Annotated in this window: 24 protein-coding genes; all 24 read left to right on the top strand. The window is 30.6% G+C overall.

Annotated elements, in window-relative coordinates; all coding sequences use genetic code 11:
* Positions 1 to 3: 3 nt before the first annotated feature.
* The 24 genes from gmd to BXU01_RS16035 are packed head-to-tail and all read left to right on the top strand — an operon-like array spanning position 4 to position 26053.
* On the top strand, positions 4 to 1077 hold the full coding sequence (gene gmd / locus BXU01_RS15920; RefSeq protein ID WP_083694107.1) for a GDP-mannose 4,6-dehydratase: 1074 nt from the start codon (positions 4 to 6) through the stop codon (positions 1075 to 1077).
* Entirely contained in the window at positions 1077 to 2096 is a 1020-nt protein-coding gene (locus BXU01_RS15925) for a glycosyltransferase (protein WP_083694108.1), read from the top strand. Before gmd ends, BXU01_RS15925 begins: the two co-directional genes overlap by 1 nt.
* Positions 2097 to 2103: 7 nt before the next feature.
* On the top strand, positions 2104 to 2946 hold the full coding sequence (locus BXU01_RS15930) for a glycosyltransferase (RefSeq protein ID WP_083694109.1): 843 nt from the start codon (positions 2104 to 2106) through the stop codon (positions 2944 to 2946).
* 50 nt (positions 2947 to 2996) lie between these two features.
* On the top strand, positions 2997 to 3911 hold the full coding sequence (locus tag BXU01_RS15935; protein WP_083694110.1) for a glycosyltransferase family 2 protein: 915 nt from the start codon (positions 2997 to 2999) through the stop codon (positions 3909 to 3911).
* Positions 3884 to 4870 carry a glycosyltransferase family A protein gene (locus BXU01_RS15940; RefSeq protein WP_083694111.1) on the top strand — a complete coding sequence of 329 codons (987 nt, stop codon included), beginning with the start codon at positions 3884 to 3886 and terminating at the stop codon, positions 4868 to 4870. The genes BXU01_RS15935 and BXU01_RS15940 overlap by 28 nt, the downstream gene beginning before the upstream one ends.
* Positions 4867 to 5721, top strand: coding sequence for a glycosyltransferase family 2 protein (locus BXU01_RS15945; protein WP_083694112.1), 855 nt, complete (start codon positions 4867 to 4869; stop codon positions 5719 to 5721). The genes BXU01_RS15940 and BXU01_RS15945 overlap by 4 nt, the downstream gene beginning before the upstream one ends.
* A gap of 18 nt (positions 5722 to 5739) precedes the next feature.
* Complete coding sequence (locus tag BXU01_RS15950) at positions 5740 to 6657, top strand: glycosyltransferase family 2 protein (RefSeq protein ID WP_083694113.1); 918 nt, start codon at positions 5740 to 5742, stop codon at positions 6655 to 6657.
* Between the two features lie 18 nt (positions 6658 to 6675).
* Entirely contained in the window at positions 6676 to 7341 is a 666-nt protein-coding gene (locus tag BXU01_RS15955) for a cytidylyltransferase domain-containing protein (RefSeq protein WP_083694114.1), read from the top strand.
* Positions 7338 to 7982: a hypothetical protein gene (locus BXU01_RS15960; RefSeq protein ID WP_083694115.1), complete on the top strand. Its 645-nt coding sequence runs from the start codon at positions 7338 to 7340 to the stop codon at positions 7980 to 7982. Before BXU01_RS15955 ends, BXU01_RS15960 begins: the two co-directional genes overlap by 4 nt.
* Positions 7982 to 9022, top strand: coding sequence for an N-acetylneuraminate synthase (neuB, locus tag BXU01_RS15965; protein ID WP_083694116.1), 1041 nt, complete (start codon positions 7982 to 7984; stop codon positions 9020 to 9022). The genes BXU01_RS15960 and neuB overlap by 1 nt, the downstream gene beginning before the upstream one ends.
* A 10-nt stretch (positions 9023 to 9032) precedes the next feature.
* Complete coding sequence (gene neuC / locus BXU01_RS15970) at positions 9033 to 10154, top strand: UDP-N-acetylglucosamine 2-epimerase (protein WP_083694117.1); 1122 nt, start codon at positions 9033 to 9035, stop codon at positions 10152 to 10154.
* The gene (locus BXU01_RS15975; protein WP_083694118.1) at positions 10154 to 11548 is read left to right on the top strand and encodes a UDP-glycosyltransferase; all 1395 of its coding nucleotides are present in this window, start codon (positions 10154 to 10156) and stop codon (positions 11546 to 11548) included. The genes neuC and BXU01_RS15975 overlap by 1 nt, the downstream gene beginning before the upstream one ends.
* 49 nt (positions 11549 to 11597) lie before the next feature.
* Positions 11598 to 13031, top strand: a complete 1434-nt coding sequence (locus tag BXU01_RS15980) for an MBOAT family protein (RefSeq protein WP_083694119.1) — start codon at positions 11598 to 11600, stop codon at positions 13029 to 13031.
* Positions 13031 to 13912 carry a hypothetical protein gene (locus BXU01_RS15985; RefSeq protein ID WP_083694120.1) on the top strand — a complete coding sequence of 294 codons (882 nt, stop codon included), beginning with the start codon at positions 13031 to 13033 and terminating at the stop codon, positions 13910 to 13912. The genes BXU01_RS15980 and BXU01_RS15985 overlap by 1 nt, the downstream gene beginning before the upstream one ends.
* A gap of 25 nt (positions 13913 to 13937) precedes the next feature.
* On the top strand, positions 13938 to 15266 hold the full coding sequence (locus tag BXU01_RS15990; protein ID WP_083694121.1) for an alpha-1,2-fucosyltransferase: 1329 nt from the start codon (positions 13938 to 13940) through the stop codon (positions 15264 to 15266).
* 2 nt (positions 15267 to 15268) lie between these two features.
* The gene (locus BXU01_RS15995) at positions 15269 to 16441 is read left to right on the top strand and encodes a glycosyltransferase family 4 protein (RefSeq protein ID WP_083694122.1); all 1173 of its coding nucleotides are present in this window, start codon (positions 15269 to 15271) and stop codon (positions 16439 to 16441) included.
* Positions 16441 to 17985 carry a glycosyltransferase family 2 protein gene (locus tag BXU01_RS16000; protein WP_083694123.1) on the top strand — a complete coding sequence of 515 codons (1545 nt, stop codon included), beginning with the start codon at positions 16441 to 16443 and terminating at the stop codon, positions 17983 to 17985. The genes BXU01_RS15995 and BXU01_RS16000 overlap by 1 nt, the downstream gene beginning before the upstream one ends.
* A 3-nt stretch (positions 17986 to 17988) precedes the next feature.
* Complete coding sequence (locus BXU01_RS16005; protein ID WP_083694124.1) at positions 17989 to 19608, top strand: hypothetical protein; 1620 nt, start codon at positions 17989 to 17991, stop codon at positions 19606 to 19608.
* A 6-nt stretch (positions 19609 to 19614) separates the two neighbouring features.
* Positions 19615 to 20484, top strand: a complete 870-nt coding sequence (locus BXU01_RS16010; protein WP_083694125.1) for a class I SAM-dependent methyltransferase — start codon at positions 19615 to 19617, stop codon at positions 20482 to 20484.
* A gap of 6 nt (positions 20485 to 20490) precedes the next feature.
* Positions 20491 to 21504: a glycosyltransferase family 2 protein gene (locus BXU01_RS16015; RefSeq protein WP_255373783.1), complete on the top strand. Its 1014-nt coding sequence runs from the start codon at positions 20491 to 20493 to the stop codon at positions 21502 to 21504.
* Positions 21501 to 22481: a hypothetical protein gene (locus BXU01_RS16020; RefSeq protein WP_083694126.1), complete on the top strand. Its 981-nt coding sequence runs from the start codon at positions 21501 to 21503 to the stop codon at positions 22479 to 22481. Before BXU01_RS16015 ends, BXU01_RS16020 begins: the two co-directional genes overlap by 4 nt.
* Positions 22482 to 23600, top strand: coding sequence for a glycosyltransferase (locus tag BXU01_RS16025; protein ID WP_083694127.1), 1119 nt, complete (start codon positions 22482 to 22484; stop codon positions 23598 to 23600).
* A complete protein-coding gene (locus BXU01_RS16030) occupies positions 23597 to 24685 on the top strand; it encodes a glycosyltransferase (RefSeq protein WP_083694128.1) in 1089 nt (362 codons plus the stop codon). The genes BXU01_RS16025 and BXU01_RS16030 overlap by 4 nt, the downstream gene beginning before the upstream one ends.
* Positions 24686 to 24703: 18 nt before the next feature.
* A complete protein-coding gene (locus BXU01_RS16035; protein ID WP_083694129.1) occupies positions 24704 to 26053 on the top strand; it encodes an O-antigen ligase in 1350 nt (449 codons plus the stop codon).
* Positions 26054 to 26075: the final 22 nt, after the last annotated feature.

Raw genomic sequence — 26075 nt, forward strand, 5'->3', positions numbered from 1 at the left:
AAAATGAAAAAAGCATTAATAACCGGAGTTACTGGTCAGGATGGAGCTTATTTAGCAGAATTCCTATTAGAAAAAGGCTACGAAGTTCACGGCGTAAAAAGAAGAGCTTCATCGTTTAACACACAACGTATCGATCATTTATTCAGAGACCTTCATGAAGAAAACGTTCGGTTCATTCTTCATTACGGAGACTTATCTGATGCGACTAATCTAATAAGAATAATTCAGGAAGTTCAGCCTGATGAAATCTATAATTTAGGAGCCATGTCTCATGTAAAGGTAAGTTTTGACACTCCTGAATATGTTGCAAATGTTGATGGTTTAGGAGCAATGAGATTATTAGAAGCAGTAAGAATTTTAGGTCTGGCAGAAAAAACCAGAGTTTATCAGGCTTCAACTTCGGAGTTGTTTGGTTTAGTGCAAGAAGTACCACAAACAGAGAAAACACCATTTTATCCGCGTTCACCATATGGTGTGGCAAAAATTTATGCATATTGGATAACCGTAAACTATCGTGAGGCATATAATATGTTTGCTTGTAATGGAATTTTATTTAACCACGAATCACCATTGCGAGGAGAAACATTTGTTACCAGAAAAATTACGATGGCTACGGCAAAAATTGCTTTAGGCTTACAGGATACATTATACATAGGAAACCTAAATTCGCAAAGAGATTGGGGACATGCAAAAGATTATATAGAAGCCATGTGGTTAATTTTGCAACAAGACAAAGCAGAAGATTTTGTTATTTCTACTGGTAAAACCACCACAGTTAGAGAATTTGTTAGAATGGCATTTTTAGAATGTGGTATTGAATTAGACTTTGTGGGAGAAAATGAAAATGAAGTTGGAAAAGTTAAATCCTGTTCAAATTCAAAATATCAATTAGAAATAGGGAAGGAAATTGTAAAAATAGATCCCGCTTATTACAGACCAACAGAAGTTGATTTATTGATAGGAGATTCAACAAAGGCAAGAACAGTTTTAGGATGGAAACCAAAATTTGATCTTAAAGATATAGTGGAACAAATGGTAGAATCAGATATACAATTATTTGAAAAAGAAATAAAGTAATGTCTTCAAGCCCAAAAATAACAGTTTTAATGCCCGTCTATAATTGCGAACTTTATGTAAAGGAAGCGGTAGACAGTATTTTAAATCAGACTTTTTCAGATTTTGAATTTATAATAATCGATGACGCTTCGACAGATTCAACTGTTTCGATTATAAAATCATATAATGATCCAAGAATACAATTAATAGAAAAACCTCAGAATTCAGGTTATACAAATAGTTTAAATAACGGATTAAGCATTGCTAAAGGAGAATACATTGCCAGAATGGATGGTGATGATATTAGTTTGCCGGAACGCTTTGCTAAACAAGTGGCTTTTTTAGATGCTAATCCCGGCATTATTCTTTGCGGGACATTGTATCAAATTATTGGTAAAAACAAGATTAGCGATCATCCGTTAAGTCATGAAGAAATTAAAGTAAAATTAATTTCCGGTTGCTATATTGCACATCCTACTGTTATGATTCGTAAAACAGTATTAGAACAAAACAAAGTAGAGTATGATGTAAAAAAAGAACCTGCAGAAGATTATGATTTATGGTCGCGTTTAGCTTTTTTGGGAGAACTTGCAAATATAGGAGAGGTATTATTGTATTATAGAGAGCATCTCTTGCAAACTTCAAATCTAAGAAGAGAAAAACAAGAAAAAGTAGCACAAGGTATAAAAATTATGATGTTACAAAAAGTAGTGCCTGATTTAGAGAATGCGAGTTTTTTTCCTTTTGATTTCTCATTGCCAATCAAACAAAAAGGATGGGCAAAAGAATTTAAAACTAAAATGAAATTGCTTAATCTTTTAGTTCAGGAAAATAATAAAAATAAAATCTACGATTCAAAATTATTTTCAAAATTTATAAAGGAAGAGAAAATATCTTTTAGTAAAAAAGTGAATCAAAAATTAGATCATTATTCTGTAAAAAATGGCATCTCTGTTTTATTTAATATCCCTGAATTCTTTAAATATATCGGATTTAGAAAAAGTGGAAAATTTATAATCAAATGCTTTCTGCAAAAATAATTTGCAAATGAAAACATATATAATCAAGATTTTAATTTTTTTAGGTATAAAATCGTCTGTAAAAAGAATGACCAACTATATAAAATTAAAATCTCTAAAATTATTTTTTAATTCATTCAATAAAACTGTTATTGGGCAAAACAAAAACCACAAGTCAATCCCTGTAATAATAATAAGTTTTAATCAATTACTGTATTTAAAACAGTTGATTGACTTTTTGAAAAATAATAATCATGATAATATTATAATTCTTGATAACAATTCGACTTATCCGCCATTATTAAATTATTTTACAGAAATAGAATCATCAGTAAAAATATACAGATTAACACAAAATTACGGGCATCTGGCCTTTTGGAAAAACAAAGAAATATTCAAAAAATACTCAAAAGGGTATCATATTATAACAGATCCTGATATTCTTCCTGTCAAGGAATGTCCTAATGATTTTGTTTCTTATTTCAAGCAAAAACTGGATGAGAATTATCAAATAACCAAAGTAGGTTTTAGTTTGAAAATCGATGATTTAGAGGAATCAAATTTGAATAAAAATAAAATTATAAATTGGGAATCTAAATTTTATGTAACAAAAGATAAAGAAGGCGATTTTTTAGCAGATATAGATACCACATTTGCTATTTACAGGCCGTTTTATAAATACAAGCATTCTAATTTTTATGACGCTATTCGTGTGAAATTTCCATATCAGGCGCTACATGGAGGTTGGTATATTGATCATAATAATTTAACAGAAGAGCAAGAGTTTTATTTTAAGCATTGTAACACTTCAAGTTCATGGGGAATAGATGAAAATGGTAATTTAAAAAGTAATTTATATGATAAATATTAGTTACACAAAACAAGATAAAACTTTAACATAAAAATATCTAAAAAAATAAAATGGAGCAAACAGCCCCTTTAGTTTCAATAATAATTCCAACTTTTAATAGAGAACATCTAATAAAAGATACTTTAGAATCAGTATTGTTACAAAGCTATCTTAATTGGGAGTGTATTATTGTCGACGATGGATCTACAGATAATACAGTTGCCGTTATTAAGGAATTTATTAAAAATGATAGCCGTTTCTCGTTTTATAATTTACAACATAAAGGAGTAAGTTACGCCCGTAATTATGCATTAAGTGTAGTAAAAGGAGAATTTATACAGTTTTTGGACTCAGATGATTTATTGCATGAAAATAAAATAAAAGATTCTTTGGCCGCTTTAGCAAAAGATGAATTCGATCGTAAAATTGTAATATCGAATTTTAGGATGTTTAGAGATACATTACAAAATTCTGAAGCTCCTTTTTGTAAACTTACCCTAGCCGAATTTAATTTTGAAAAAGTATTATACGATTGGGATTTCGAGTTTAATATACCAATCCACTGTGGTTTTTTTCATAAAAGCAATTTCGAAAATTTTAAATTTCAATCAGAATTAGGCGCAAAAGAAGATTGGATTATGTGGTTAAGAATCTTTAAAAATAATCCTGAAGTTATTTTTATCGATTTGCCATTAGCTTATTACAGATACCATGATAAAAATATGACCAAAGATTTTGCTCATATGAAAAGCAATTTCTTCTATTCTTTTCCGATTTTAAAAACCATGTTATCTGAAGATGAATTTGAAACTTTTTTAATTTTTTTAATCGAAAAGTATTATCAGCAGTCCAGAGAAAACAGACTTGAACTGAAGAAATATAAACATTCAGGATCATACAAATTAGGAAATAAAATTAAAAAAATCCTTTCGAAACTACACTTACTTGGTTTTGGAAAATGGATATTGAAAAAAGCAACGAAATGATCGCGATCGTAATACCGTATTACAAACTTGAGTTTTTTGAAGAAACGCTGCAATCCTTAAAAAACCAGACTGACAAAAGATTTAAAGTTTATATAGGAAACGATTCAAGTCCTGAAGATCCACAATTTTTGCTGGATAAATTTAAAGGTGCTTTTGAGTATAATTATCATATTTTTGATTCGAACCTGGGCGGAACATCACTAGTAAAACAATGGCATCGATGTATCGCTCTTACAGAGAATGAAGACTGGATTATGATTCTGGGAGATGATGATGTCCTGAGTGATAATGTAGTTGAACTATTTTATAAGAACGAAAAAGAAATTAAAGAGAAAAATGTAAACGTAGTTCGTTTCGCTACTAAAGTTATAAATGAAAAAGGAGAAGTTGTTTTAGATAAATTCACTCATCCTGTCTTAGAAAACGCACAAGATTTTTTGACAAGGAAATTTTCAAAAAAAACACGAAGTTCGTTAAGTGAACATTTGTTTAAAAAAGAAATTGTTGAAGACAAAAAATTCAAAGATTTACATCTTGCGTGGCACTCTGATGACTTAGCCATTTTAGAATTTTCGACTCCCAATTTTATTTATTCTATAAATGATGCCCATCTTTTAATACGGGTTTCAAATTTAAGTATAACAGGAGATGCCAGTACAAATGATCGTAAAAATTGGGCCACTTTTCAATTTTGCGAAATACTATTTACAGAATACAGTTTGTTGTTTACAAAATTTCAAAAGAAAATAATTTTACAAAAGCTTGAAGTCGCTTTTTTAAATATTCCTTCATTTGCAACTTATAAAACAATGATTGCTTATCATTTTAAGCAAATAGGATTTATATCTGCAATACAATTTCAATTGCGATTAATAAAATATAAAATAATTTTGATACTGAAGAAACTCAAAATATTTACAGCTGTTTATGCAGTGTATGCTAAAATAGTAAAGAAATGAAAAACTTTTTTTTAGTTATTCCAACCAGAGACCGATTAGAATGTCTGTCTAATTTGTTATTAGATCTAAATGCTTTCGGGACATATATTTCGCAAGTTGTTATTGTTGATCAAAGTCAGGTCGATATAGAATCAGATATTGATAAACTGCCACTTGACTTTAATTTTACTTTCGTAAAAAATGGAAGAGAAAAATCAGTGAATCATTCCAGAAACCAGGCTTTAAAACATTACAAAGATGAAGAATGGCTGTTTTTTCTTGATGACGATTTAAGAATCCCGAGTATTGCGTTTGAGCAAATTACAGAAATTTTAAAACCCAACATAATTGATGTTTTAATTCCCGGAATTCATTTTGACGGAATGGAAACAGCAGAGTTTAAATACCAAACCATTTTAGATACTATTGCAAAACCACATAATTTCTCAAAATCGAGATTTAGGCTGCAAGTATGTTCCGGTTTGAATATTGTAAAAAAAGATGTTTTTAGAGAAGCAGGTTTTTTCTTTGATGAAAATTTTACCATATGGGGCGATGATTGGGATTACGGAATGCGCTTGCTTCAGGCCGGGGCAAATATCTATTTTCAGCCTAAAATTTTGGTAGAACACTTGCAGGTTTCAGTTGGTGGACAAAGAGACAAAGCCAAAACATTGAATCTGGAATTAGAAAAGGAAAAACTTTATTTTTATTTCCTTCAAAAACACTTTTCAAAAACAGTAGTGAAACAACAATATTATATAAAGATTTTTCAATCAGTTAAAATGTTTTTTTTAAAGGGTAAAATTTCAAACGTATTGATTTCTTATAAAGGATATAAAAGAATGCTAAAAATGAAATCTCATGATTAATGAAATCAAAATACTTTTATGGATTTAAACAAACATGATTTTTCTATTTTAATTACAACCAAAAATAGGTGCAGCGACTTGATTTTTACATTAAATAAAATCAAATATTTAATAGAAACAGAAGAGGTAGAATGTGTGGTTTTTGATGATGGCTCGATAGACGGTACTTTTGAAAAAGTAAAAAGAGATTTTCCCGGTATTAAAATTTTTCGCAATGAATCTTCAAAAGGATATCTTTATTGTCGAAATAAAATGCTGAACGAAACCCAGGCAAAATTTGCAATTTCACTAGATGACGATGCACATTTTGTTACTGAAAATCCCTTAAACGCTATACGCAGTCATTTTGATGAAAATAAAAAATGTGGATTAATTGCACTTCGCATTTTTTGGGGATTAGACGAGCCGGTTGAAACAATTTCAACAGAAAAATCACAAAGAGTAAAAGGCTTTGTTGGTTGCGGTCATGTCTGGAGGATGAGTGCATGGAGAGATACCCCTAATTATCCGGAATGGTTTGAGTTTTATGGAGAAGAAGATTTCTCAGCAATGCAATTATTCAAAAGAAATTGGGAGGTTCATTATTTTCCGGAAGTCTTAATTAATCACAGAGTGAATATTAAGGCCAGGAAAAAAAATGCCGATTATGCTATTAGATTACAAAGATCACTTAGAGCCGGATGGTATTTATATTTTTTGTTTTTACCGTTAAAAGTAATTCCAAGAAAAATGGCTTATTCTATTTGGATGCAATTAAAACTAAAAGTTTTTAAAGGTGATTTTAAAGCTCTAAAAGCACTGATTTATGCCCTGTTCAACTTAATAGTTTCCATTCCTAAGATCATAAAAAATAAAAACAGATTTACGGATAAAGAGTTTGATGAATTTCAAAAACTTGATGATACCAGGATATATTGGCAACCAGAAAAAAAATAACATTATAATTGCGTGCAAATGAAAACAATTGCTATAATTCCGGCAAGAGGAGGCTCTAAAAGATTACCTCAAAAAAATGTAAAAATATTAGCAGGAATTCCACTTTTGGCACATAGTATTTTATATGCTCAGGCAAATAGTGACATCATTGACGAAATTTATGTTTCGACAGATAATGATGAAATCAAAAGGCAGGCAATATTGTTTGGCGCCAAAGTTATTGACAGACCTGAATCCTTATCTGGTGACTTAGAACCTACGGTAACAGCATTAAAAAATGTATTGGAGCAATTAGAAGAAACGGTCGAAAATGTAGTTTTGTTACAACCTACAAATCCTTTAAGACCGGATGATTTATTAAAAAATGCTTTTAAAATGTATGAGCAAAATAACTGTGACAGTTTATTTACAGTAACTCAGAATCATCAAAAGTTTGGAAAAATTGTACAAAATAAATTCGTTCCGTACAATTATAAAATTGGACAGCGAAGCCAGGATCTCGAACCTCTTTTTTATGAAAATGGATTGCTTTATATCACTAAAGCAAAACTTATTTTAGAAGATAAAATTATTTCTGAAAATGCTTATACATTAATAATAGATCATATTTTTGCCAAAATTGATATTGATGCACAGGACGATTTTGATTATACAGAATGGATAATAACAAAAAATAAAAAATGAAAATAAAGAAACTTGCTATTGAGAATTATAAATATTTTTGTTCATTAGAAGGAAGTGATTATATCGCAAGCGAATTTGCTTTAGAAACTATTTTAAAACTTATAAAAGAATTTAATTTATCTGATATTCTCGAAATAGGCTTGGGTATTGGATCCGTTTCTGATACAATTTTAAAGTTTTCTAAATTAAACAGGCTGGATATTAAATATGTGGGAACAGAAAGCAATGAATTTTGTTTGAAAGCCCTGCCAAAAAATGTACAAAATTATGATGAAATTCAACTTTTTCCTGAGTTGAATGATGTTATCAGTAAAAGATTTGATTTAATTATTATTGATGGTTTAGATCTTTCACTGAAACAAATCGAACAATATTGTGCTGTAAATGCGATACTTTTTATAGAAGGCGGCAGAGAAGATCAAACAAAATCAATATTAAGTATTTTTCCTAAGTCGTTGTTTGTAAATGTTATAACACTAAAGAAGAATCCACCTTATGCACACGAAAGCCGAAGTGTAAACAGTTATATTGGTGGTGGGCAATTAATATTTATTAACCCTACTTTTAAAATGAAATTATTTTGGGCCAGACAAAAAGCCCTGACTTTTATAAAAAGAAAAATTAGAAAAAACTTTAAATAATGAATCCATATATAGAAATAGCAGGAAGAAAAATTGGACAAGATTTTCCACCTTTAGTAATTGCCGAAATCGGAATTAACCATGAAGGTTCTTTGCAAGTTGCCAAAGAAATGGTTGATGCTGCACATAGGGCAGGAGCTGAGGTTGTAAAACATCAAACTCATATTGTAGAAGATGAAATGAGCGGCGCGGCGAAAAAAGTTATTCCCGGTAATGCCGATGTTTCTATTTATGAAATCATGGAGCGTTGTTCCCTAAATGAAGCAGATGAACTGGAACTTAAAAACTATGTCGAAAGTAAAGGCATGATTTTTATTTCGACACCATTTTCAAGAGCTGCGGCAGAACGTTTAAAAAAGTTCGATATTCCGGCCTATAAAATAGGTTCCGGAGAATGTAATAATTACCCGTTGTTAGAGCACATCGCTTCGTTTGGCAAACCTGTAATTTTAAGCACAGGAATGAATACTATCGAAAGTGTACAAAAAGCAATTGCAGTTTTTGATAAATATAATGTTCCGGTGGCAATTTTGCACACCACAAATTTATATCCAACGCCAATTCATTTAGTTCGTTATGGTGCGATGGTTGAATTGCATGAAGCATTTCCGGATAAGATTTTCGGTTTAAGTGACCATACTTTAAATAATAATGCCTGTTTAGGTGCCGTAGCTTTAGGCGCGAGCATTTTAGAAAGACATTTTACAGATCATATGCAGCGTACAGGTCCGGATATTGTTTGCAGTATGGATGAAAAAGCATGTCAGGAATTAATAGTTTCATCTGCAGAGATTGCTTTAATGCGTGGAGGAACTAAAAAACCGGCTCTTGAAGAACAAGTAACAATTGATTTTGCCTTTGCTACGGTTTGCGCTATTGCTCCAATTAAAAAAGGAGAAGTTTTATCTAAACAAAATATTTGGGTAAAACGTCCCGGAACCGGAAAAATTTTAGCAGAACATTTTAATGATTTAATAGGCAAATCTGCAACAAGAGACATTCAAAATGATGAACAATTAGATTTCTCTGATTTTGAATAAAAATATTTAAATGAAAAAAATCCTTTTTCTTACCGGTACCCGTGCTGATTTTGGCAAAATAAAATCATTGATTCAAACGCTTGAAAAACAAGATAATTTTGAAGTATTTGTTTTTGTTACCGGTATGCATCTACAAGAAGTTTATGGATATACATTGATAGAAATTGAGCGCTGTAACTTCAAAAATGTTTTTACATTCGAAAATCACACGCACGAGACCACAATGGATTTAACATTGGCAAAAACTATAGAAGGATTATCCAGTTATTGTAAAACCATAAATCCGGATATGATAGTGGTTCATGGTGATCGTGTAGAAACCCTTGCAGGTGCAATTGTCGGGTCTCTTAATAATGTTTTGGTAGCTCATATAGAAGGAGGCGAAATCTCAGGAACTGTTGATGAATTAATTCGTCATAGTGTGAGTAAATTAAGCCATATTCATTTTGTTTCAAATCTGCAGGCAGCCAAACGATTGAGTCAGATGGGCGAAATACAAGAATCCATTTTTACAATTGGTTCCCCGGATATTGATATTATGTTTTCAGATCAGTTACCGGATTTAAAAACAGCAAAAGACTATTATAAAATTAACTTTGATGATTTTGCGATTGTAATGTTTCATCCCGTTACGACTGAGTTTTCGATCATGAAAGAATATGCAGAATCATTTGTAGCATCACTATTAAACGATCATCACAATTATATTGTGATTTTTCCGAATAATGATTTAGGAAGTCAATTTATTCTGGATGCTTATAAAAAGCTAAAAGACAATCCAAGATTCAGGGTTTTTCCGTCACTGCGATTTGAATATTTTCTTACTTTATTAAAAAACAGTCAATTTATAATAGGAAATAGTAGTGCAGGAATCAGAGAAGCACCTTATTATGGAATTCCTATTATAAACATTGGCACAAGGCAGCAAAACAGGGCAATACATGCTGATATTATCAACACTGATTATTCTGTTTCAGGCATAAAAAAAGCACTTTCAATAATAGATTCTCATAAAGTTCAGGGATCGGTTGATGATTTTGGCGAAGGAAATAGTAACGAATTATTTCTTCAGTCTCTTCAAAAATCAGATATTTGGCATCTTAATAACCAAAAACAATTTAGAGACAGTTAATGCTTAATAAAAAAATTTTTATTTTACTGCCTGATGGAGTAGGACTGCGTAATTTTGCTTTTTCAAATTTTTTTAAATTTGGATTACAGCAAAATTTCGATATAAGATATTGGAATAATACTCCCTTTGATTTAACGACTTTAGGATTTGATGAGGTAAAAATCAAAAATGCCAAAGCGAATCTTTTAACAGATAGTTATAAAAATGCAAGAAAACATATCGAGCTCAATTTAAATATTCAAATTGAGAAAGATCCGGTGTATGATACTTATCGTTTTCCTTTTTCCTATAAAAAATTAAAACCAGCCGTAAAAAATTTAATCTCTCAGTTTTTAATTGCAACTCATTCTTCAAATAAAGGATTGAAGAAAATTCGCGAAAAAATTAAAAAACTAGAAAAAAGCGGCAACTATTATGCGCATTGCCTGGAAACACTTAAAATAGAAAAACCTGATTTCGTTTTTTGTACAAATCAGCGTCCGGTTTTGGCAATTGCACCATTATTAGCAGCACAAGAATTAAAAATTCCAACAGCCACTTTTATATTCTCCTGGGATAATTTGCCAAAAGCAACAATGGTTGTCGAGACAGATTTTTATTTTGTCTGGAGCGAGCATATGAAGAAGGAACTGCTGCATTATTATCCGTATATTAAAGAGAATCAAATATTTGTGACAGGAACTCCACAATTTGAAAGTCATTTTGATACCAATAATACCGCATCAAAAAGTGAATTTTTCGAAAAATACCAGCTTGATTTCAATAAAAAATACGCGTGTTATTCAGGAGATGATTTTACAACTTGTCCTGATGATCCGCAATATTTATCTGATGTTGCAGATGCTGTCAGGGAACTCAATAATCAGGGAAATTCTATAGGGATTATTTTTAGACGTTGTCCGGTAGATTTTTCTAAGAGATATGATTTAGTACTTGAAAAAAATAAAGATATAATTACACCAATTGCTCCTTTATGGGAAAAAGTTGGAGAAGACTGGAATACCATTTTACCAACAAAAGAAGATCTCGAATTGCAAATTAACACAATCAAACATACAGAGATGGTGTTAAACCTGGGATCATCAATGGTATTTGATTATGTTGCACATCAAAAACCTTGTGCTTTTATAAATTATGATGTGCCTAATAAAGTCGATAAAAATTGGTCAGTTTCTAAAATTTATCAATACGTTCACTTTAGGTCCATGCCAAATAAAAATGCCGTTTTATGGTTAAATTCCCCTCAGGATATAAAAGAAAAAATCAGACTTGGTTTAGAGCAATCAACGGAAACAATAGAAAATGCTCAAAAATGGTTTGAGATCATCAGTGGTCACTCGCCAGAAAGTGTTTCTGAGAAAATTTGGAAAGCTATTGAAAAAATCGTGCACTAATTTCTAAATTTCATTCCTATTCAATTGTTTATCAAATTTTTAAAATAATATGTTTTTTAACTCTTTAGCATTTGCTGTTTTTTTGCCAGTCGTTTTTTTTCTGTATTGGTTTGTCTTCAATAAAACAAAAAACACCCAAAATGCATTATTAATTGTTGCCAGTTATTATTTCTATTCTTGTTGGGATTGGAGATTCTTGTTTTTATTAGTTTTCTCTACTTTTTTGGATTATTATACCGGAATTCAAATCGAAAAAGGAAAATCAGAACGAAGCCGCAAGTTTTGGTTTTGGCTCAGCATAATAGTTAATTTAGGTTTTTTAGGAATCTTTAAATATTATAATTTTTTCGCTTCTTCATTCTCAGATTTATTAAGTTCAGTAGGAGTAAAAGCCAGTCCAATTTTATTAAATGTAATCCTTCCGGTCGGAATTTCATTTTATACCTTCCACGGATTATCATATGTAATAGATATTTATTACAAACGAATAAAAGCTGAATACAACTTTGTAGATTACTCCCTGTTTGTAAGTTACTTTCCGCTTTTAGTTGCGGGACCAATAGAGCGCGCTACACATTTATTGCCTCAGGTAAAACTAAAACGAGAATTTGATTTTGAAAAAGCAAAAGAAGGTGTTTTTCAAATTGTTTGGGGATTGGTAAAAAAAGTAGTTATTGCAGATACATGCGCCACATATGCAAATGCTATTTTTGATAATTACACGTCAATGAATACTTTATCATTAATTCTGGGAGCCATTTATTTTGCCTTTCAAATTTATGGAGATTTCTCAGGATATTCAGATATTGCTTTAGGAGTTTCTAAACTGTTTGGTTTAGATTTATTGCGAAACTTTAATTATCCTTATTTTTCAAGAGATATTGCTGAGTTTTGGCGTCGCTGGCACATTTCGCTTTCATCCTGGTTTCGGGACTATTTGTACATTCCGTTAGGCGGAAGCAAAGGAGGAATCTGGATGAAAATAAGAAACACCTTTATCATATTTGTAGTCAGCGGGTTCTGGCATGGAGCCAATTGGACTTATGTTGCCTGGGGATTTATAAACGCGATTTATTTTCTGCCCTTATTATTATCAAACAGAAACAGAAATAACATGGATACAATCCTGTTAAGATGGAATTTTGATTCTGTAAAAGTCATATTAAACATCCTGTCAACATTTTTACTGACTTGCGTAGCCTGGATATTTTTTAGATCGAAGACTATAACAGATGCTTTTCTATATTTAAAAAGACTTTTTACAAACGCTGATTTTAGTTTTCAATATCTGGAAAACGAACGTTATAATTATGAGTTATTAATACTAACCGGTTTGTTCGTTTTGGTTGAATGGAATAATCGCAATAAAGAAGAACCTATTTCAGGAAAAAGAAGTTTTCTGAGATTAACCCTTGCTATTGCTGCCATTCTCGCATTCGGAATTTTTTCAGATTATAAAGAATTTATATATTTTCAATTTTAATGAAACAGTTTTTAATTTTTACAGGCAAAATTGTTTTGATAACAATTTTACTCACAATTGTATTAGATGGATTCTATACAGCCATGTTTATACAAAGTAAAAACAGAGGAAAAATAGATCAGGTTTATAATTCAGAAGCAGAAAAGTATGATGTGATAATTTTGGGTTCATCACGTGCAAATAACCATTTTGTAACTTCAATGTTTGAAGAGAAAGGATTAAAAACCTTTAATTATGGTATGAGTGGTTCGCATTTGTTCGAGACATCCCTGATGTTGAAACTTATGATAGAACGAAAATATCAAATCAAGAATGTTATTCTTGAAGCAGATTTAAACCTTGCAGGGATCAAAAGATCTGACGGAATTTCGTGTGCATTTCTACCGTATATTCATAATTCAAAAGTTGTAAAAGAACAATTTGAAACTCAAACTGATTTTAATGAGTTGTATTATATCCCATTTTACAGATATATAAAATACGAAGCTAAAATAGGGTTTAGGGAAATGTTTTTTAATGCAGTCCATAAACGAACAAGTAATTTGGATAATGACGGTTATTATCCATTAAAAGGGGTAGAAAACGGAAACATGAAAAACAACATCGTGAATCTAAATCCGCTGCCAAACAATAGATATTACGAGCAAATTAAAAAGATTTGTAAAGAGAATAATATCAATTTGATTACTGTAATGACGCCTATGTGCGAAAATGTGGTTGGAATGGATTATTTCGATAAGGTAAAAAAAGCATATCCTGAAATTCATAACTATGAAAACGCTGTTGTAGAGAATAAGTATTTTTCGTCTTGCGGACATATGAATGATACCGGAGCTAAAATATTTACAGCCAGAATTATAAAAGATTTTTTTACTAAATAATTCTCTCTTAAAGCTAAAATAAGAAATGATAACATACAGCAAAATAGGAAAGAAAGGTAATTTGGGAAATCAGCTTTTTCAAATAGCCTCAACTATTGGTATAGCTGTTGAAGGCAAGCAGGAATTTTCTTTTTTAGAGTGGAAATATCAAGATTATTTTAAAAACAAACTCCCGCTTTTACAAGCTAATTTTTCGAATTTTAAAGCAATCGAAGAAAAAGAATATAGTTATTATAACAGAAACTTAGGAACAGATAATTATGATATTGAAGGCTGGCTTCAATCAGAGAGATATTTTGATAAAGAGCTGACAAAACATTACTTTGAGTTTACTCAAAATTTAATTGACAGATTAAAAACGAAATATCACGAAGTCTTTAAAAAACGCACCATTCTTATCTCTATTCGTAGAGGAGATTTTGTGAATCATCCGGATTATGTCCAGTTATCAATAAAATATTATTTGAACAGTCTGATTCATTTTTTTCCGGATTGGGAATCCTGTAATCTTGTAGTACTTAGTGATGATATTAATTATTGTAAATTTCATTTCTCCTTTTTAAAAAATGCATTTTTTGGTGATGGATTAAGCGAAGTCGAGCAACTTTGTTTAGGAACATTATGTGATGATTTTATTATCAGTAATTCGACTTTTTCATGGTGGTCAGCCTGGTTAGGAGAGAAAGAAGATACTAAGATAATCAGACCATTTAAGAATTTTGACGGATTAAAAAGTATCGAGTTAAATGACAAAGATTATTTTCCTGAAAGATGGATCAAATACAATCATTTAAACGATACTATCACATTAAGTAAATTAGCTTTTTGTATACGATCTCAAAAAAATAAGGAAATAATTAAAAATTATATTTTAAGTTATTTTGATGTAAAAATTGCCTTTAGTAATAATGAGATCGAACCAGCTGATGACATTTATTTTTTAGAAAAAGATTATTTTTTGCCACCACTTTTAATATACTCCAGTTGGTTAGCTTTAAACAAACCTAAGGTAAAATTGGTTGTTAATAATGTAATCGAAATTTTTAAAGTTTCCCGAGCCTTAAATTATGATGAATTATTAATTCAAAATGATCCGGGTTTATTCTCAAGGATTTTTGATTTTTCTAAAACCGAAAGAAAAACAAAAAAGGATACTTTAGATGTTTATTTAAAGAAGGCTGCTGATTTAACAGAAAACCCGCATTTTGAGTCAGAACCTGAAAAAATTTGGATACCTTTTTACGGAGTACAATTTTTAAGTTTTGGTGGTTATACTTATAGTATTAAAAAATACGTAAGAAGAAAAAAAATTCAATTTAAAAAAACTGTCAAAAAATTACTTTTGATAAAATAAACATGGCATCAAAACTACATATCGCATATATAGTATCTCATTATCCGCATAAGGTATTTGGCCATGATGGCGGATTAGGCACCAGTGTTTACAATTTAGTAGAGAAACTTAAGATGTTGGGTAATAAAGTTTCTGTGTTTGTATACAACCAAAAGACAGAATTTATTTTAGAAGAGGATAATGTTACGATTTATAGTTTAACAGATAGCAAGGCAAGTTTATTTAAATTTTATTTTAATAGAAAAAAAATTGAAAAATTTATAAAAGAGACAATTTCTGAAAAAAAGATAGATATTCTTGAAGCTCCTGACTGGACTGGGATTACAGCTTTTATGAATTTTAAAATACCATTGATAATCCGTTTTCATGGTAGCGATGCCTATTTTTGCCATCTGGAAAAAAGAAAACAAAAACCAAAGAATTACTGGTCTGAAAAATTAGCCCTTAAGAATGCAAAAGGATTTATAGCACCAACTACTTTTGCCGGAGAACTTTCAAGGGAAATCTTTAAATTGAAAAATGATGAAGTACAAACAATTCATCACGGATTAGAATTACAAAATTTTACAAATGATTCTCCGGAAGCTTTTGAAAAAGGAATGATTTTGTATGTAGGAACCATAATTCGTAAAAAAGGAGTTCTGGAGCTACCGGATATTTTCAATAAAGTTAGAAAAAATTATCCTGATGCAAGATTAGTATTAATTGGAAGTGATGCCGTTGATATTCAAACAAATTCAAGTTCTACATGGCAACTGATGCAAAATCAATTTGAAAAGGATGATCTTAATAATGTCGAATATTTAGGTAAAATTCCCTATAAAGAAGTTGTAGGTTATATTAAGAAAGCAAATGTTTGTGTATTCCCAACTTTTGCCGAGACTTTAGGAATGGTTACAATAGAATCTATGGCGATGAAAAAAGCAGTGGTAAACAGTAACATTGGCTGGTCGAAGGAACTTATTATTGATGGAGAAAGCGGTTATCTCGTGCATCCTAATGATCATGATTTATATGCAGAAAGAATTTCTGAGTTATTGCAAGATGAGTCTCTCTGCTTAAAAATAGGTACGCAAGCCAGAAAACGAGTAGAAGCCAAATTTGATATCAATAAATTAGCAGATGAAAATATAGAATTCTATCAAAAAATAATCAATCAATACCAAAATACATAATGATTGTTGTTTATCATCAAAATAATAAAGTCAAAGAGGTTATTCGCGAGGGACAGAATCTTGATTTTTCTGCTAAGAAAATTTCAGATGTCCTAATCGAAATGGCACTTGCTAATCCGGACGAATTTTTGATCTGGTGTATTTTTGATTTAAAACCTCATTTAAATTTATCTGCATTCAGTGGTGTTTTTCATCATAAAAAAATAATGGCGACCTATAATCCTTTTAAAAATTCATTGTTATGTGATGCAATTGGTTATGTAGAAGAGACTCCGTTTATAAAAATAAATAAAAAAGTGAGCTACCCAACCTGGCAAATGAGCAGTTGTGTAGGTGGAATTCACGCATCAGTATTATTAGAACTTAGAAAATCGATTTCAGCAGGCGATAACTTTGAGTATTTTTTACATTCAATTGCCAAATTAGCGATGAATAATGGACTTTTGTGCTCTTCAGAACCACTTTTGTTAAATGATGTTTTTAATCAGGAAGTAAATAAAAAAGCAAGTTTATTTGTCCTGTTCCGTTTTGTAAAACAGCATTATAAAACCCGTTGGATATTCTTGTTGTTTTTGAATTTGTTTTTATACGAAAGAAAAGTAGCTGTTCTGCCTCTGATTTTTAGTTTGTTCTATTCAAATAGAAAACTGGACAAGAAAGAATTAAATCTCATAGAAGTTCAGTCTTCAAAAAAAATACAAGAAGAAGAAACTGTAGATGTTATTATCCCAACTATTGGAAGAAAAGATTTTTTGTATGATATCTTAAAAGATTTTTCTGTTCAGACACATTTGCCAAAAAAGATTGTTATTGTAGAACAAAATCCAAATTTAGAAAGTATCTCAGAATTAGATTATCTTCAAAATGAGAGTTGGCCGTTTGAGATAAAACATATTTTTACGCATCAGGCTGGTGCCTGCAATGCGAGAAACTTAGCTTTGGCGGAAACAAAGCAGGAATGGGTTTTTATGGCTGATGATGATATTAGAATTAAGGAATCATTCCTGAAAGAAGCATTCGCTCAACTCAATAAATTTGGTCTTGACGAAATTACCTTTGGCTGCTATGACAGTGCGTATGATTTTAGTAAAAAATATCATAGCAATATGCAATGGGAAGCCTTTGGTTCTGGCTGTAGTATTGTAAAACGCCAGTGTTTAGAAAATCTTAAATACCGAAAAGGATTTGAGTTTGGTTACGGAGAAGATACAGATTTTGGTATGCAGCTTCGCAACAAAGGTGTAGATATTATGTACTTTCCTGAACCCGAAATTTTACACCTGAAAGCACCAATTGGTGGATTTAGAACGAAACCGGTTCTGGAATGGCAGAATGATAAAATTCAGCCTAAACCTTCGCCAACAGTTATGCTCTACAAGATTTTACATTTTAGTAAAGAGCAAATTGATGGTTATAGAACCGTTTTATTTTTCAAATTTTATAAATTGCAACCGATAAAAAATCCGATTCAATATTTTTCTTATTTCAAAAAACAATGGAAACAAAGTTTGTATTGGGCAAATCAATTAAAAAATAAAATATAAATTTTGATACATTCCATAATTATCGTAACACCTTCAGGTGATCAAAAGATTGATTTTGAGGTAAATGATTCACTAAAACAAGCTATAGATTTATCTTTGTTTAATCTTTCGGATTTCAATTCATTTGATATAAAAATTACGTTTTCTCAAACTATTGCTGAATTTCGCAGTCATGATTATACGTGGCAAAAAAGTGAAATTAATTTTATTGCAAACGAGTTTAGTCCAAAAATAATAAGATTAGAAAACGGTCAGATTGTTCAGTCTAATATAACTGCAGGTATTTGGGAAATTGATGAAAATGATACCACAGTTTTGCTTTGGCGATTTAATCCGGACTGTTCAGTGCCAATTGCAAGTTATCTGGGAGATGAAAACAGGAAAACGATTTCTTCAGCAAACCAACAGTTTAATTTTATTGAAACCCCTGCATTATTGTTTCCTAAAAGCGAAGCAATTGAGATAAGCCGATCAAAAAATCCATTTACGGCGGTAGCGTGTTTTACTGATCACTGTGATTTTGATACTGCCGAAAATTTGATTTTGCAAAGAGAATTTTTTAAAGAACATCAGATAAAAGTAACCAAAGGTTTTTTTCTAAACCATTTCTCAAAACGGGAAGATAATGCATCATTTCAAAATCAAAAACAGGAACTTTTAAACTGGAATGATGATGGACATGAGTTATGTTATCATTCGCTTTCGCAATCTATAAAAACAGATCAGGAAAGTTTTGTAGATTTTGAGCAATTTGTTCCTCCTTTGCATGATATAAAAGTTTGGATTGATCACGGATTTCAACCCTATAATTTTTCTCTTTTAAAGAATAAGAAATTCAATAAGAATGAATTTGAAAACATTTTAAATAAAAAAAATATAAATACACTCTGGAATTATATTGATTCAGGAACTGCAACACATGGTGTAATAAATCAATTTAATCCCAGGCACTTCACATTATCAAATTTCTTAAACGGGAACAAAGGTTTAGGTTTCATAAAAAATACACAGCTTATAATCAAGAATATTATTTTTCATTATTATAATGAAGAAGAATTAATTTTGAAATATAAACATACTGCATCCCGTTTCAAAAAAGTATTTTTTCAAAGACAGTTTAAATTATTTTTTCCGTTAGTGAGAGATTTTTTTAAACTCAGTATTTCTATTTTTTCGGTTTTGTTATTTTGGAATACTAAAAAGAAGAACCCTTATAAGTTGGCAAAATACTCACCAACGGTATTTAAACATATTATTTTTGATAAGGAGTTTTATATTTTTCAGACCTTAGAAATGCTTGATTTTAAGAAATCACTATCTCACGAAAATATAAACACGTTAATCAACGAGAAAGGTGTTTTTATTGCACACACTTATTTTTCTGTACCAATGGAATACCATGAAGGAAAATTATTCTCGACAGAAACTACAATAGACAAAAAGGTTTCTGAAAACTTTAAATATTTAGGTTATAAAATCAAGAATAATCAAATCTGGAATCCTACTCTTACTGAGTTAATTGAATATTGGTCTGATTTTGAAAAATTGGTTTTGGATATTGATTTAGAAGGAAACATATTCGAAAAAAGCAACACAAGTCTGCAAAAGCGACAAGCAATTTAATTATACATGAATCACAAGCTAAAAACGATATTGTTTAAATCACTTGCTTTATTACCTAATAAAGTAGATGATTATTGTTATCATAAAATTCAAAGTTTTTTTGATAAGTCTACTCTGGAAGACCGGTTAAAAAGTGTTGAACCAACTTATTCCAGACTTTCAAAAGTTTTAACCGGTTTAGATATCAACTTAAAAGAAAAAGTCGTTTTTGAGTTTGGTTCTGGTTGGTTTCCTAGTATGCCTTACTTTTTTAAATACAAATTAGGAGCAAAAAAAGTACTTACTTTTGATATTAATGAACATTTTAAAAAAGAAACAGTTTTAAAATTAAATGATCTTTTTTCTAAAAGATATGGCTGCGAAGTAGTGCCAAACCCGGATAATAAGTACGGTCTTCCTCAGAGAGTTGAGTATTTTCCAAATTACAATATTGTAAAAAATGATTTTCCTGATGTTGATGTTGTTTTTTCGCGTTATGTACTTTCGCATATGAATGAAAATGATGTTGATGCGTTGCACAAAAAAATGAAAACGGTACTTAAAAAAGGTACATATGTAATTCATTTTATTTCCCCAAGTGATTTACGCCAACATAATGACAGTTCTTTATCGCTTCAGGATTTCTTAAAATACAGCAAGAAAGAGTGGGATAAAATACATACTAAATATGATTATCATAACCGTTTAAGATTGCCGCAGTTTCTGGAAATATTTAAAAAATATGATTATGAAATTGTTCATCTGGATTATGAGAGCTTAAAAGAAGGCACCAAAAGATATGAACTATTTAAAAAAGTGCCGCTTCATGAAGATTATAAAAAATATTCTGATGAAGAATTAACAGCCGGAAATATCTTTGTGGTTTTAAAAGTATAAAATTTAATGAATTTACCTTTGCGCTTTTCCCTAATTGTTTGCACCTACATGCGTCCTGAACCTTTGCTGGCTTTATTGCAATCAGTTCAGGGACAAACTGTGTATCCGGATGAAATCTTAATAATTGACGGATCGACTAATAATGAGACCAAAATTATTCTGGAAGAGAATAAATTCGAGAACCTAAAATATTTTTTGATTTCAGAAGAAAACAGAGGATTAACAAGACAAAGAAATTTTGGAATATCTAAAATAAATCAAGATATAGAGATAGTTTGTTTTTTAGATGATGATACCGTTTTAGAACCGGATTATTTTTTTGAGACAATAAAAACATTTCAAAACAATCCTGATATTACCGGAGTAGGAGGAATAGCGATCAATGAATATAAATGGAAACCGCAAAACCAGGATTTTTTTTATAATAAGAAAAAATACTATTTATTCGAAGGACATTTTTATAAAGAAGGGACCCGTAATGTAGTCAGGAATTATTTAGGGCTTGGATCTAATTTAGGTTCAGGAAAAATGCCGAATTTCTCACACGGAAGAACTTCCGGATTTCCTATGACCGGAAAAACATACGAAGTTGACTTACTTATTGGTATGTCGATGGCATTTAGAAAAGTCGTGGTTGACCATATTAAATTTTCTAAATTTTTTGAAGGTTATGGTTTATACGAAGATGCAGATTTTAGTTTAAGAGCGCTCAATTTTGGTAAAAATGTAATCAATACAAAAGCACATTTATCTCATTTTCATGCTGCATCGGGACGTCCTAATCAGTATAATTATGGCAAAATGGTAGTAAGAAACGGGTATTATATATGGCGTGTTAAAAACCCGAATCCGGGTTTTAAAGACCGTTTTAAGTGGAATGCAATTACGATACTGCTCACTTTAATCAGATTTACAAATACCATTACATCTGGCAATAAAAAAACACCTTTTACAGAAGCAATTGGCAGAACAATGGGTTGGTTGAGCTTGCTGTTTAATAAACCAAAAGAAATAAAATGAAAGTGAAAGTTTATATTTATGGACTTTGTGATGTTTTTTATGACGGTTATTATATTCAGGGAATAAAAGAAATTTATAAAGATTTTGAATTCAATATTTCTAAATTTCCTGATTTTCCGGAAGAAACCTTTGCTTTTATAATTGAAGGGAATAATTATTCGAAAAAAATAATTATTGATTCTAAAGATTCAGGCCAAATTGATTTAATTAGCTTGGAATGGTGTGATGTCTACGGAAAAGTAAATTATAATACTAATAGTTTACCCGTTGCAGATCATGATAAAATCGTTGCAATAGGACCCAGTTTTGGTATTAAAATCTGGAACTTGTTTGAAACCTTATATTATGGGACTTTTAATTTTATCAGATTTAAAAATTCTATTGTAAACAAAAGAGGGTTTGCAGCCAATTATTGGAGACAATATAAAAGATTCAGATTAAAAAAATATCATTTGACACAGTCTTCAAGTAATGAAGTTTTCTTTTTAAATAGTATTTGGAAAAAAGAAAATGAAACCAATAACAATAGAGCCTTATTTATAGAAACCTGCAAGAACAATAAAAATATTGATTTTGAAGGCGGCTTTGTATCGAGAACTAATGGTGATAATTTGGGTTTTGACGCTTTAATATATTCCCAAATAATTCCATTGAAAACCTATCTGAAAAAACTTAAGAATTCTGCCTTTGTCTTTAATACGCCCGCTGTTCTCTCTTGTCATGGTTGGAAATTAGCCGAATTTCTAGCTTTAGGAAAAGCAATTATTTCAACATCTCATTACAACAAATTACCGGCAGATTTAATAAATGAAAAACATTTATTATATGCTGAAAGCAAGGACGAAATTAATAAAGCAATAGAAAAGCTGACTACAGATATTAGTTTTAAAAGAAAACTGGAATTCGAAAGCAGGAATTATTTTGAAACCTATCTGGTGCCTCAAAAAGTTATTAAAAGATTATTAGAAAATAAATAAATGAAATTTGTAATAATCAGTCATGTGATGCACAATAGTGAGCGGGATTTATTTTATGCTTACGCACCTTATGTTCGCGAAATGAATATCTGGTTTAAATATGTAGATGAGGTAATTGTCGTTGCGCCATTACAAAGTAAACAGCCAACGGCGATAGACATCGCTTACAAGCACAATAAAATTGATTTTAAAGCAGTGCCAGATTTTAATCTGACAAGCTTAAAAAACAGTTTGCTTTCCGTTTTTAAATTGCCGGTTATTTCTTGGAGAATATTTTTAGCCATGAAAAATGCCAATCATATTCACTTGCGTTGTCCCGGTAATATGGGTTTGATTGGATGTTTGGTTCAAATTTTATTTCCATCAAAACCTAAAACAGCTAAATATGCCGGTAATTGGGATCCTCAAAGTAAACAGCCACTTACATACAAAATGCAAAAATGGATTTTAAGTAATACATTTTTAACACGTAATATGCAAGTTTTGGTTTATGGAGATTGGTATAATCAGTCTAAAAATATAAAACCTTTTTTTACTGCCACATACGCACAGGCAGAAAAAGAAAATAGCACAAAAACAGGTTTTGATACTACAATAGAATTTATTTTTACAGGGAGTTTAGTTTCAGGTAAAAATCCATTGTATGCGATAGAATTAGTTCACCAATTAATAAAAAAAGGACACAAAGTAAATCTGAATATTTACGGAGAAGGTTCTGAAAGAGCAAAGCTGGAAAACTATATTAAAACAAATAATTTAGAAACATTAGTTGTTTTACACGGAAATCAAAATCACGAAACATTGAAGAAAGCTTATCAAAAAAGTCATTTTGTGATTTTACCTTCTAAAAGTGAAGGATGGCCAAAAGCTATTGCCGAGGGAATGTTTTGGGGATGTATTCCTGTTGCAAGTAAGGTTTCTTGTGTGCCTTTTATGTTAGATTATGGTAATCGTGGGATTTTATTAGAAATGGATTTAGAAAAAGATATAAATAAGATTAACGAAATACTTGATAACGAAAAAGCGTTTCTGGAAAAAAGCATGTTAGCCGCAAAATGGTCCCAAAATTATACTACAGATCTTTTTGAAGAGGAAATTAAAAAGTTATTATCAAAATGAGAATTGTACAAATAATAGACTCTTTAGAAGCTGGTGGAGCAGAACGAATGGCGGTGAATTATGCTAATGCATTGTCAAAAGAAATAGAATTTTCAGGATTAGTTGTCTCAAGAAAAGAAGGATTATTACTAAACCAAATCGATAAAAAGGTTTCGTATTTATTCCTGAATAAAAAAACTAAAATAGATTTTAAAGCTGTTTTTAAATTACGTCAATATTTGAAAAATAATAATGTTGATGCAATTCATGCTCATAGTTCTTCTTTTTTTATTGCTGTTTTAGTGAAATTAACCTTGCCGAAAATCAAAATTATTTGGCATGACCATTATGGAATTTCACAAGATTTGTCTTCCCGAAAAAACGTAAGCCTCAAATTGGGTTCGTTTTTTTTTATGGGAATCATTTCTGTAAATTCTGCTTTGAAAGAATGGGCAAAATCGTATCTCTGGAGTTCTAATATTACTTATTTTCCTAATTTTGTAATTGATTCTTCTGTTTCCGGAGAGAAAATTAATCTAAACGGATTTGAAGGAAAAAGAATAATTTGCGTAGCTAATTTACGTGCACAAAAAAATCATGATTTAGTATTGGATGCTGCAAATTTGATGAAAAATAAATTTCCGGATTGGAGTTTTCACTTATTTGGTAAAGATTTTCAAGATTCGTATTCTGATAGACTGAAAAAAAAGATTGATGATTTAAAACTTCACGATACTGTTTTTTTTTATGGAACAACTGATACAGTTGGTTCAGCATTAAAACAATGTCAAATTGCTGTTCTGCCATCGATTTCAGAAGGACTTCCATTAGCGATTTTAGAATACGGAATGTATAAGTTGCCTGTTGTTGCAACAAATGTGGGTGAAGTCTCAAAAATAATTACTTCAGACAATGAAGGTATAATAGTAGAATCTAATGATCTTAATTCATTTGTTAACGCAATTGAAAAACTAATTAACGATCAAAATTACGGTGATAGAATCGCTTTGGCTTTACATCATAATGTTCAGCTTAAATTTAGCGAAAGCACTATTATCAAAGAGTATCTTTTATGGTTGAAATCTTTGACTACTTTTACAGCTTAAAATAACAATAAATAAAAAATGAAAAATACAAAATCATCTTATAGTTTTCTGCTTCTCCTACATGCAGTTATTGCTTTAGTTGTTTTTACTATTCCTTTTTTATCAAAATTATATGCAATTTTAATTTTAGTAGTTGGTTTTTTTATTGTTTATCGAACAAAAAATAAAAATAATGAAGTTCTTTTAGTTGCAGGTTATTTAGTGGGAGTAGAGGTTTTTCTGCGAATGACCGGCGGAAATTTAAACAATGAATTTGTTAAATTTGGTGTGACTTTTTTCATGCTATTAGGTATGATATATAGCAATTTTTCGACAAATGCATTTATATATTGGTTCTTCCTGATTTTATTAATTCCATCAATTTTAATTACCTCTACGGTCTTTAACCCTTCTGTTGATATTAAGAAATCATTAGTTTTTAATTTATCAGGACCAGTATGTTTGGCAATATCTTCGATTTATATGTTTCGAAGAAGAATTTTATTTTCTGATTTACAGAATGTATTAGTTGCAATGGGATTGCCATTAGTAAGTACTACAGTATATCTGTTTTTATTTAATCCAAGCGTTAGGGATGTAGTAACAGGTACGCAATCTAATTTTGAAACTTCCGGAGGTTTTGGTCCTAACCAGGTTTCGACCGCTTTAGGTTTAGGAATGTTTATATTTTTTACACAATTAATATTGTTCTCAAAATCAAAAATAACAATTGCTATAAATGGTTTCTTGCTATTATTTATGACTTACAGAGGGATTGTTACTTTCTCGAGAGGAGGAGTTATAACAGCAGCCGTTATGATTGTTTGCTTGCTGGCTTTATTATATAGTTTTTCTAACGCAAGAGGTAAAAGCAAATTTGTATTAGTTTTTATTGTAACAGGTATAATGGGTGTAGGAGTTTGGGGGTATTCGTCTATTCAGACCAATGGACTTATACAAAAACGTTATGCAAATCAAGATGCTGCCGGAAGAGTAAAAAAAGATCGTTTAGGCGGGCGAGAAGAAATAATGGGGGAAGAGATTGCAATCTTTATGGATAATCCTGTTTTAGGAATTGGGGCAGGAATGGGTAAACAAGTCAGGAAAGAAACATTTGGCGAGAGTGCAGCTTCACACAATGAGATTACACGTATGCTAAGTGAGCATGGTTTGTTTGGAATCTTTGGACTTGTATTACTCTTTATAACCCCTTTTGTAGTATATGTTAATAATAGACAGCATTTATATTTTCTGTCCTTTTTTATTTTTTGGTTACTAACAATAAATCATGCCGCAATGCGAACAGCAGCACCGGCTTTTGTATATGCATTGTCATTACTTTTAGTTCAGGTTAAAATTCCTGAAAAAACAGAAAATTTGATCGATTAGATTCTATTTTTTATAATACATT

This window comes from [Flexibacter] sp. ATCC 35103, assembly GCF_001975985.1.
GTDB lineage: Bacteria > Bacteroidota > Bacteroidia > Flavobacteriales > Flavobacteriaceae > Flavobacterium.

What these genes read in the sequence shown, in the direction of transcription:
- gmd (WP_083694107.1), top strand. Translation starts at nt 4, where the DNA reads ATGAAAAAAGCATTAATAACCGGAGTTACTGGTCAGGATGGAGCTTAT.
- BXU01_RS15925 (WP_083694108.1), top strand. Translation starts at nt 1,077, where the DNA reads ATGTCTTCAAGCCCAAAAATAACAGTTTTAATGCCCGTCTATAATTGC.
- BXU01_RS15930 (WP_083694109.1), top strand. Translation starts at nt 2,104, where the DNA reads ATGAAAACATATATAATCAAGATTTTAATTTTTTTAGGTATAAAATCG.
- BXU01_RS15935 (WP_083694110.1), top strand. Translation starts at nt 2,997, where the DNA reads ATGGAGCAAACAGCCCCTTTAGTTTCAATAATAATTCCAACTTTTAAT.
- BXU01_RS15940 (WP_083694111.1), top strand. Translation starts at nt 3,884, where the DNA reads ATGGATATTGAAAAAAGCAACGAAATGATCGCGATCGTAATACCGTAT.
- BXU01_RS15945 (WP_083694112.1), top strand. Translation starts at nt 4,867, where the DNA reads ATGAAAAACTTTTTTTTAGTTATTCCAACCAGAGACCGATTAGAATGT.
- BXU01_RS15950 (WP_083694113.1), top strand. Translation starts at nt 5,740, where the DNA reads ATGGATTTAAACAAACATGATTTTTCTATTTTAATTACAACCAAAAAT.
- BXU01_RS15955 (WP_083694114.1), top strand. Translation starts at nt 6,676, where the DNA reads ATGAAAACAATTGCTATAATTCCGGCAAGAGGAGGCTCTAAAAGATTA.
- BXU01_RS15960 (WP_083694115.1), top strand. Translation starts at nt 7,338, where the DNA reads ATGAAAATAAAGAAACTTGCTATTGAGAATTATAAATATTTTTGTTCA.
- neuB (WP_083694116.1), top strand. Translation starts at nt 7,982, where the DNA reads ATGAATCCATATATAGAAATAGCAGGAAGAAAAATTGGACAAGATTTT.
- neuC (WP_083694117.1), top strand. Translation starts at nt 9,033, where the DNA reads ATGAAAAAAATCCTTTTTCTTACCGGTACCCGTGCTGATTTTGGCAAA.
- BXU01_RS15975 (WP_083694118.1), top strand. Translation starts at nt 10,154, where the DNA reads ATGCTTAATAAAAAAATTTTTATTTTACTGCCTGATGGAGTAGGACTG.
- BXU01_RS15980 (WP_083694119.1), top strand. Translation starts at nt 11,598, where the DNA reads ATGTTTTTTAACTCTTTAGCATTTGCTGTTTTTTTGCCAGTCGTTTTT.
- BXU01_RS15985 (WP_083694120.1), top strand. Translation starts at nt 13,031, where the DNA reads ATGAAACAGTTTTTAATTTTTACAGGCAAAATTGTTTTGATAACAATT.
- BXU01_RS15990 (WP_083694121.1), top strand. Translation starts at nt 13,938, where the DNA reads ATGATAACATACAGCAAAATAGGAAAGAAAGGTAATTTGGGAAATCAG.
- BXU01_RS15995 (WP_083694122.1), top strand. Translation starts at nt 15,269, where the DNA reads ATGGCATCAAAACTACATATCGCATATATAGTATCTCATTATCCGCAT.
- BXU01_RS16000 (WP_083694123.1), top strand. Translation starts at nt 16,441, where the DNA reads ATGATTGTTGTTTATCATCAAAATAATAAAGTCAAAGAGGTTATTCGC.
- BXU01_RS16010 (WP_083694125.1), top strand. Translation starts at nt 19,615, where the DNA reads ATGAATCACAAGCTAAAAACGATATTGTTTAAATCACTTGCTTTATTA.
- BXU01_RS16015 (WP_255373783.1), top strand. Translation starts at nt 20,491, where the DNA reads ATGAATTTACCTTTGCGCTTTTCCCTAATTGTTTGCACCTACATGCGT.
- BXU01_RS16020 (WP_083694126.1), top strand. Translation starts at nt 21,501, where the DNA reads ATGAAAGTGAAAGTTTATATTTATGGACTTTGTGATGTTTTTTATGAC.
- BXU01_RS16025 (WP_083694127.1), top strand. Translation starts at nt 22,482, where the DNA reads ATGAAATTTGTAATAATCAGTCATGTGATGCACAATAGTGAGCGGGAT.
- BXU01_RS16030 (WP_083694128.1), top strand. Translation starts at nt 23,597, where the DNA reads ATGAGAATTGTACAAATAATAGACTCTTTAGAAGCTGGTGGAGCAGAA.
- BXU01_RS16035 (WP_083694129.1), top strand. Translation starts at nt 24,704, where the DNA reads ATGAAAAATACAAAATCATCTTATAGTTTTCTGCTTCTCCTACATGCA.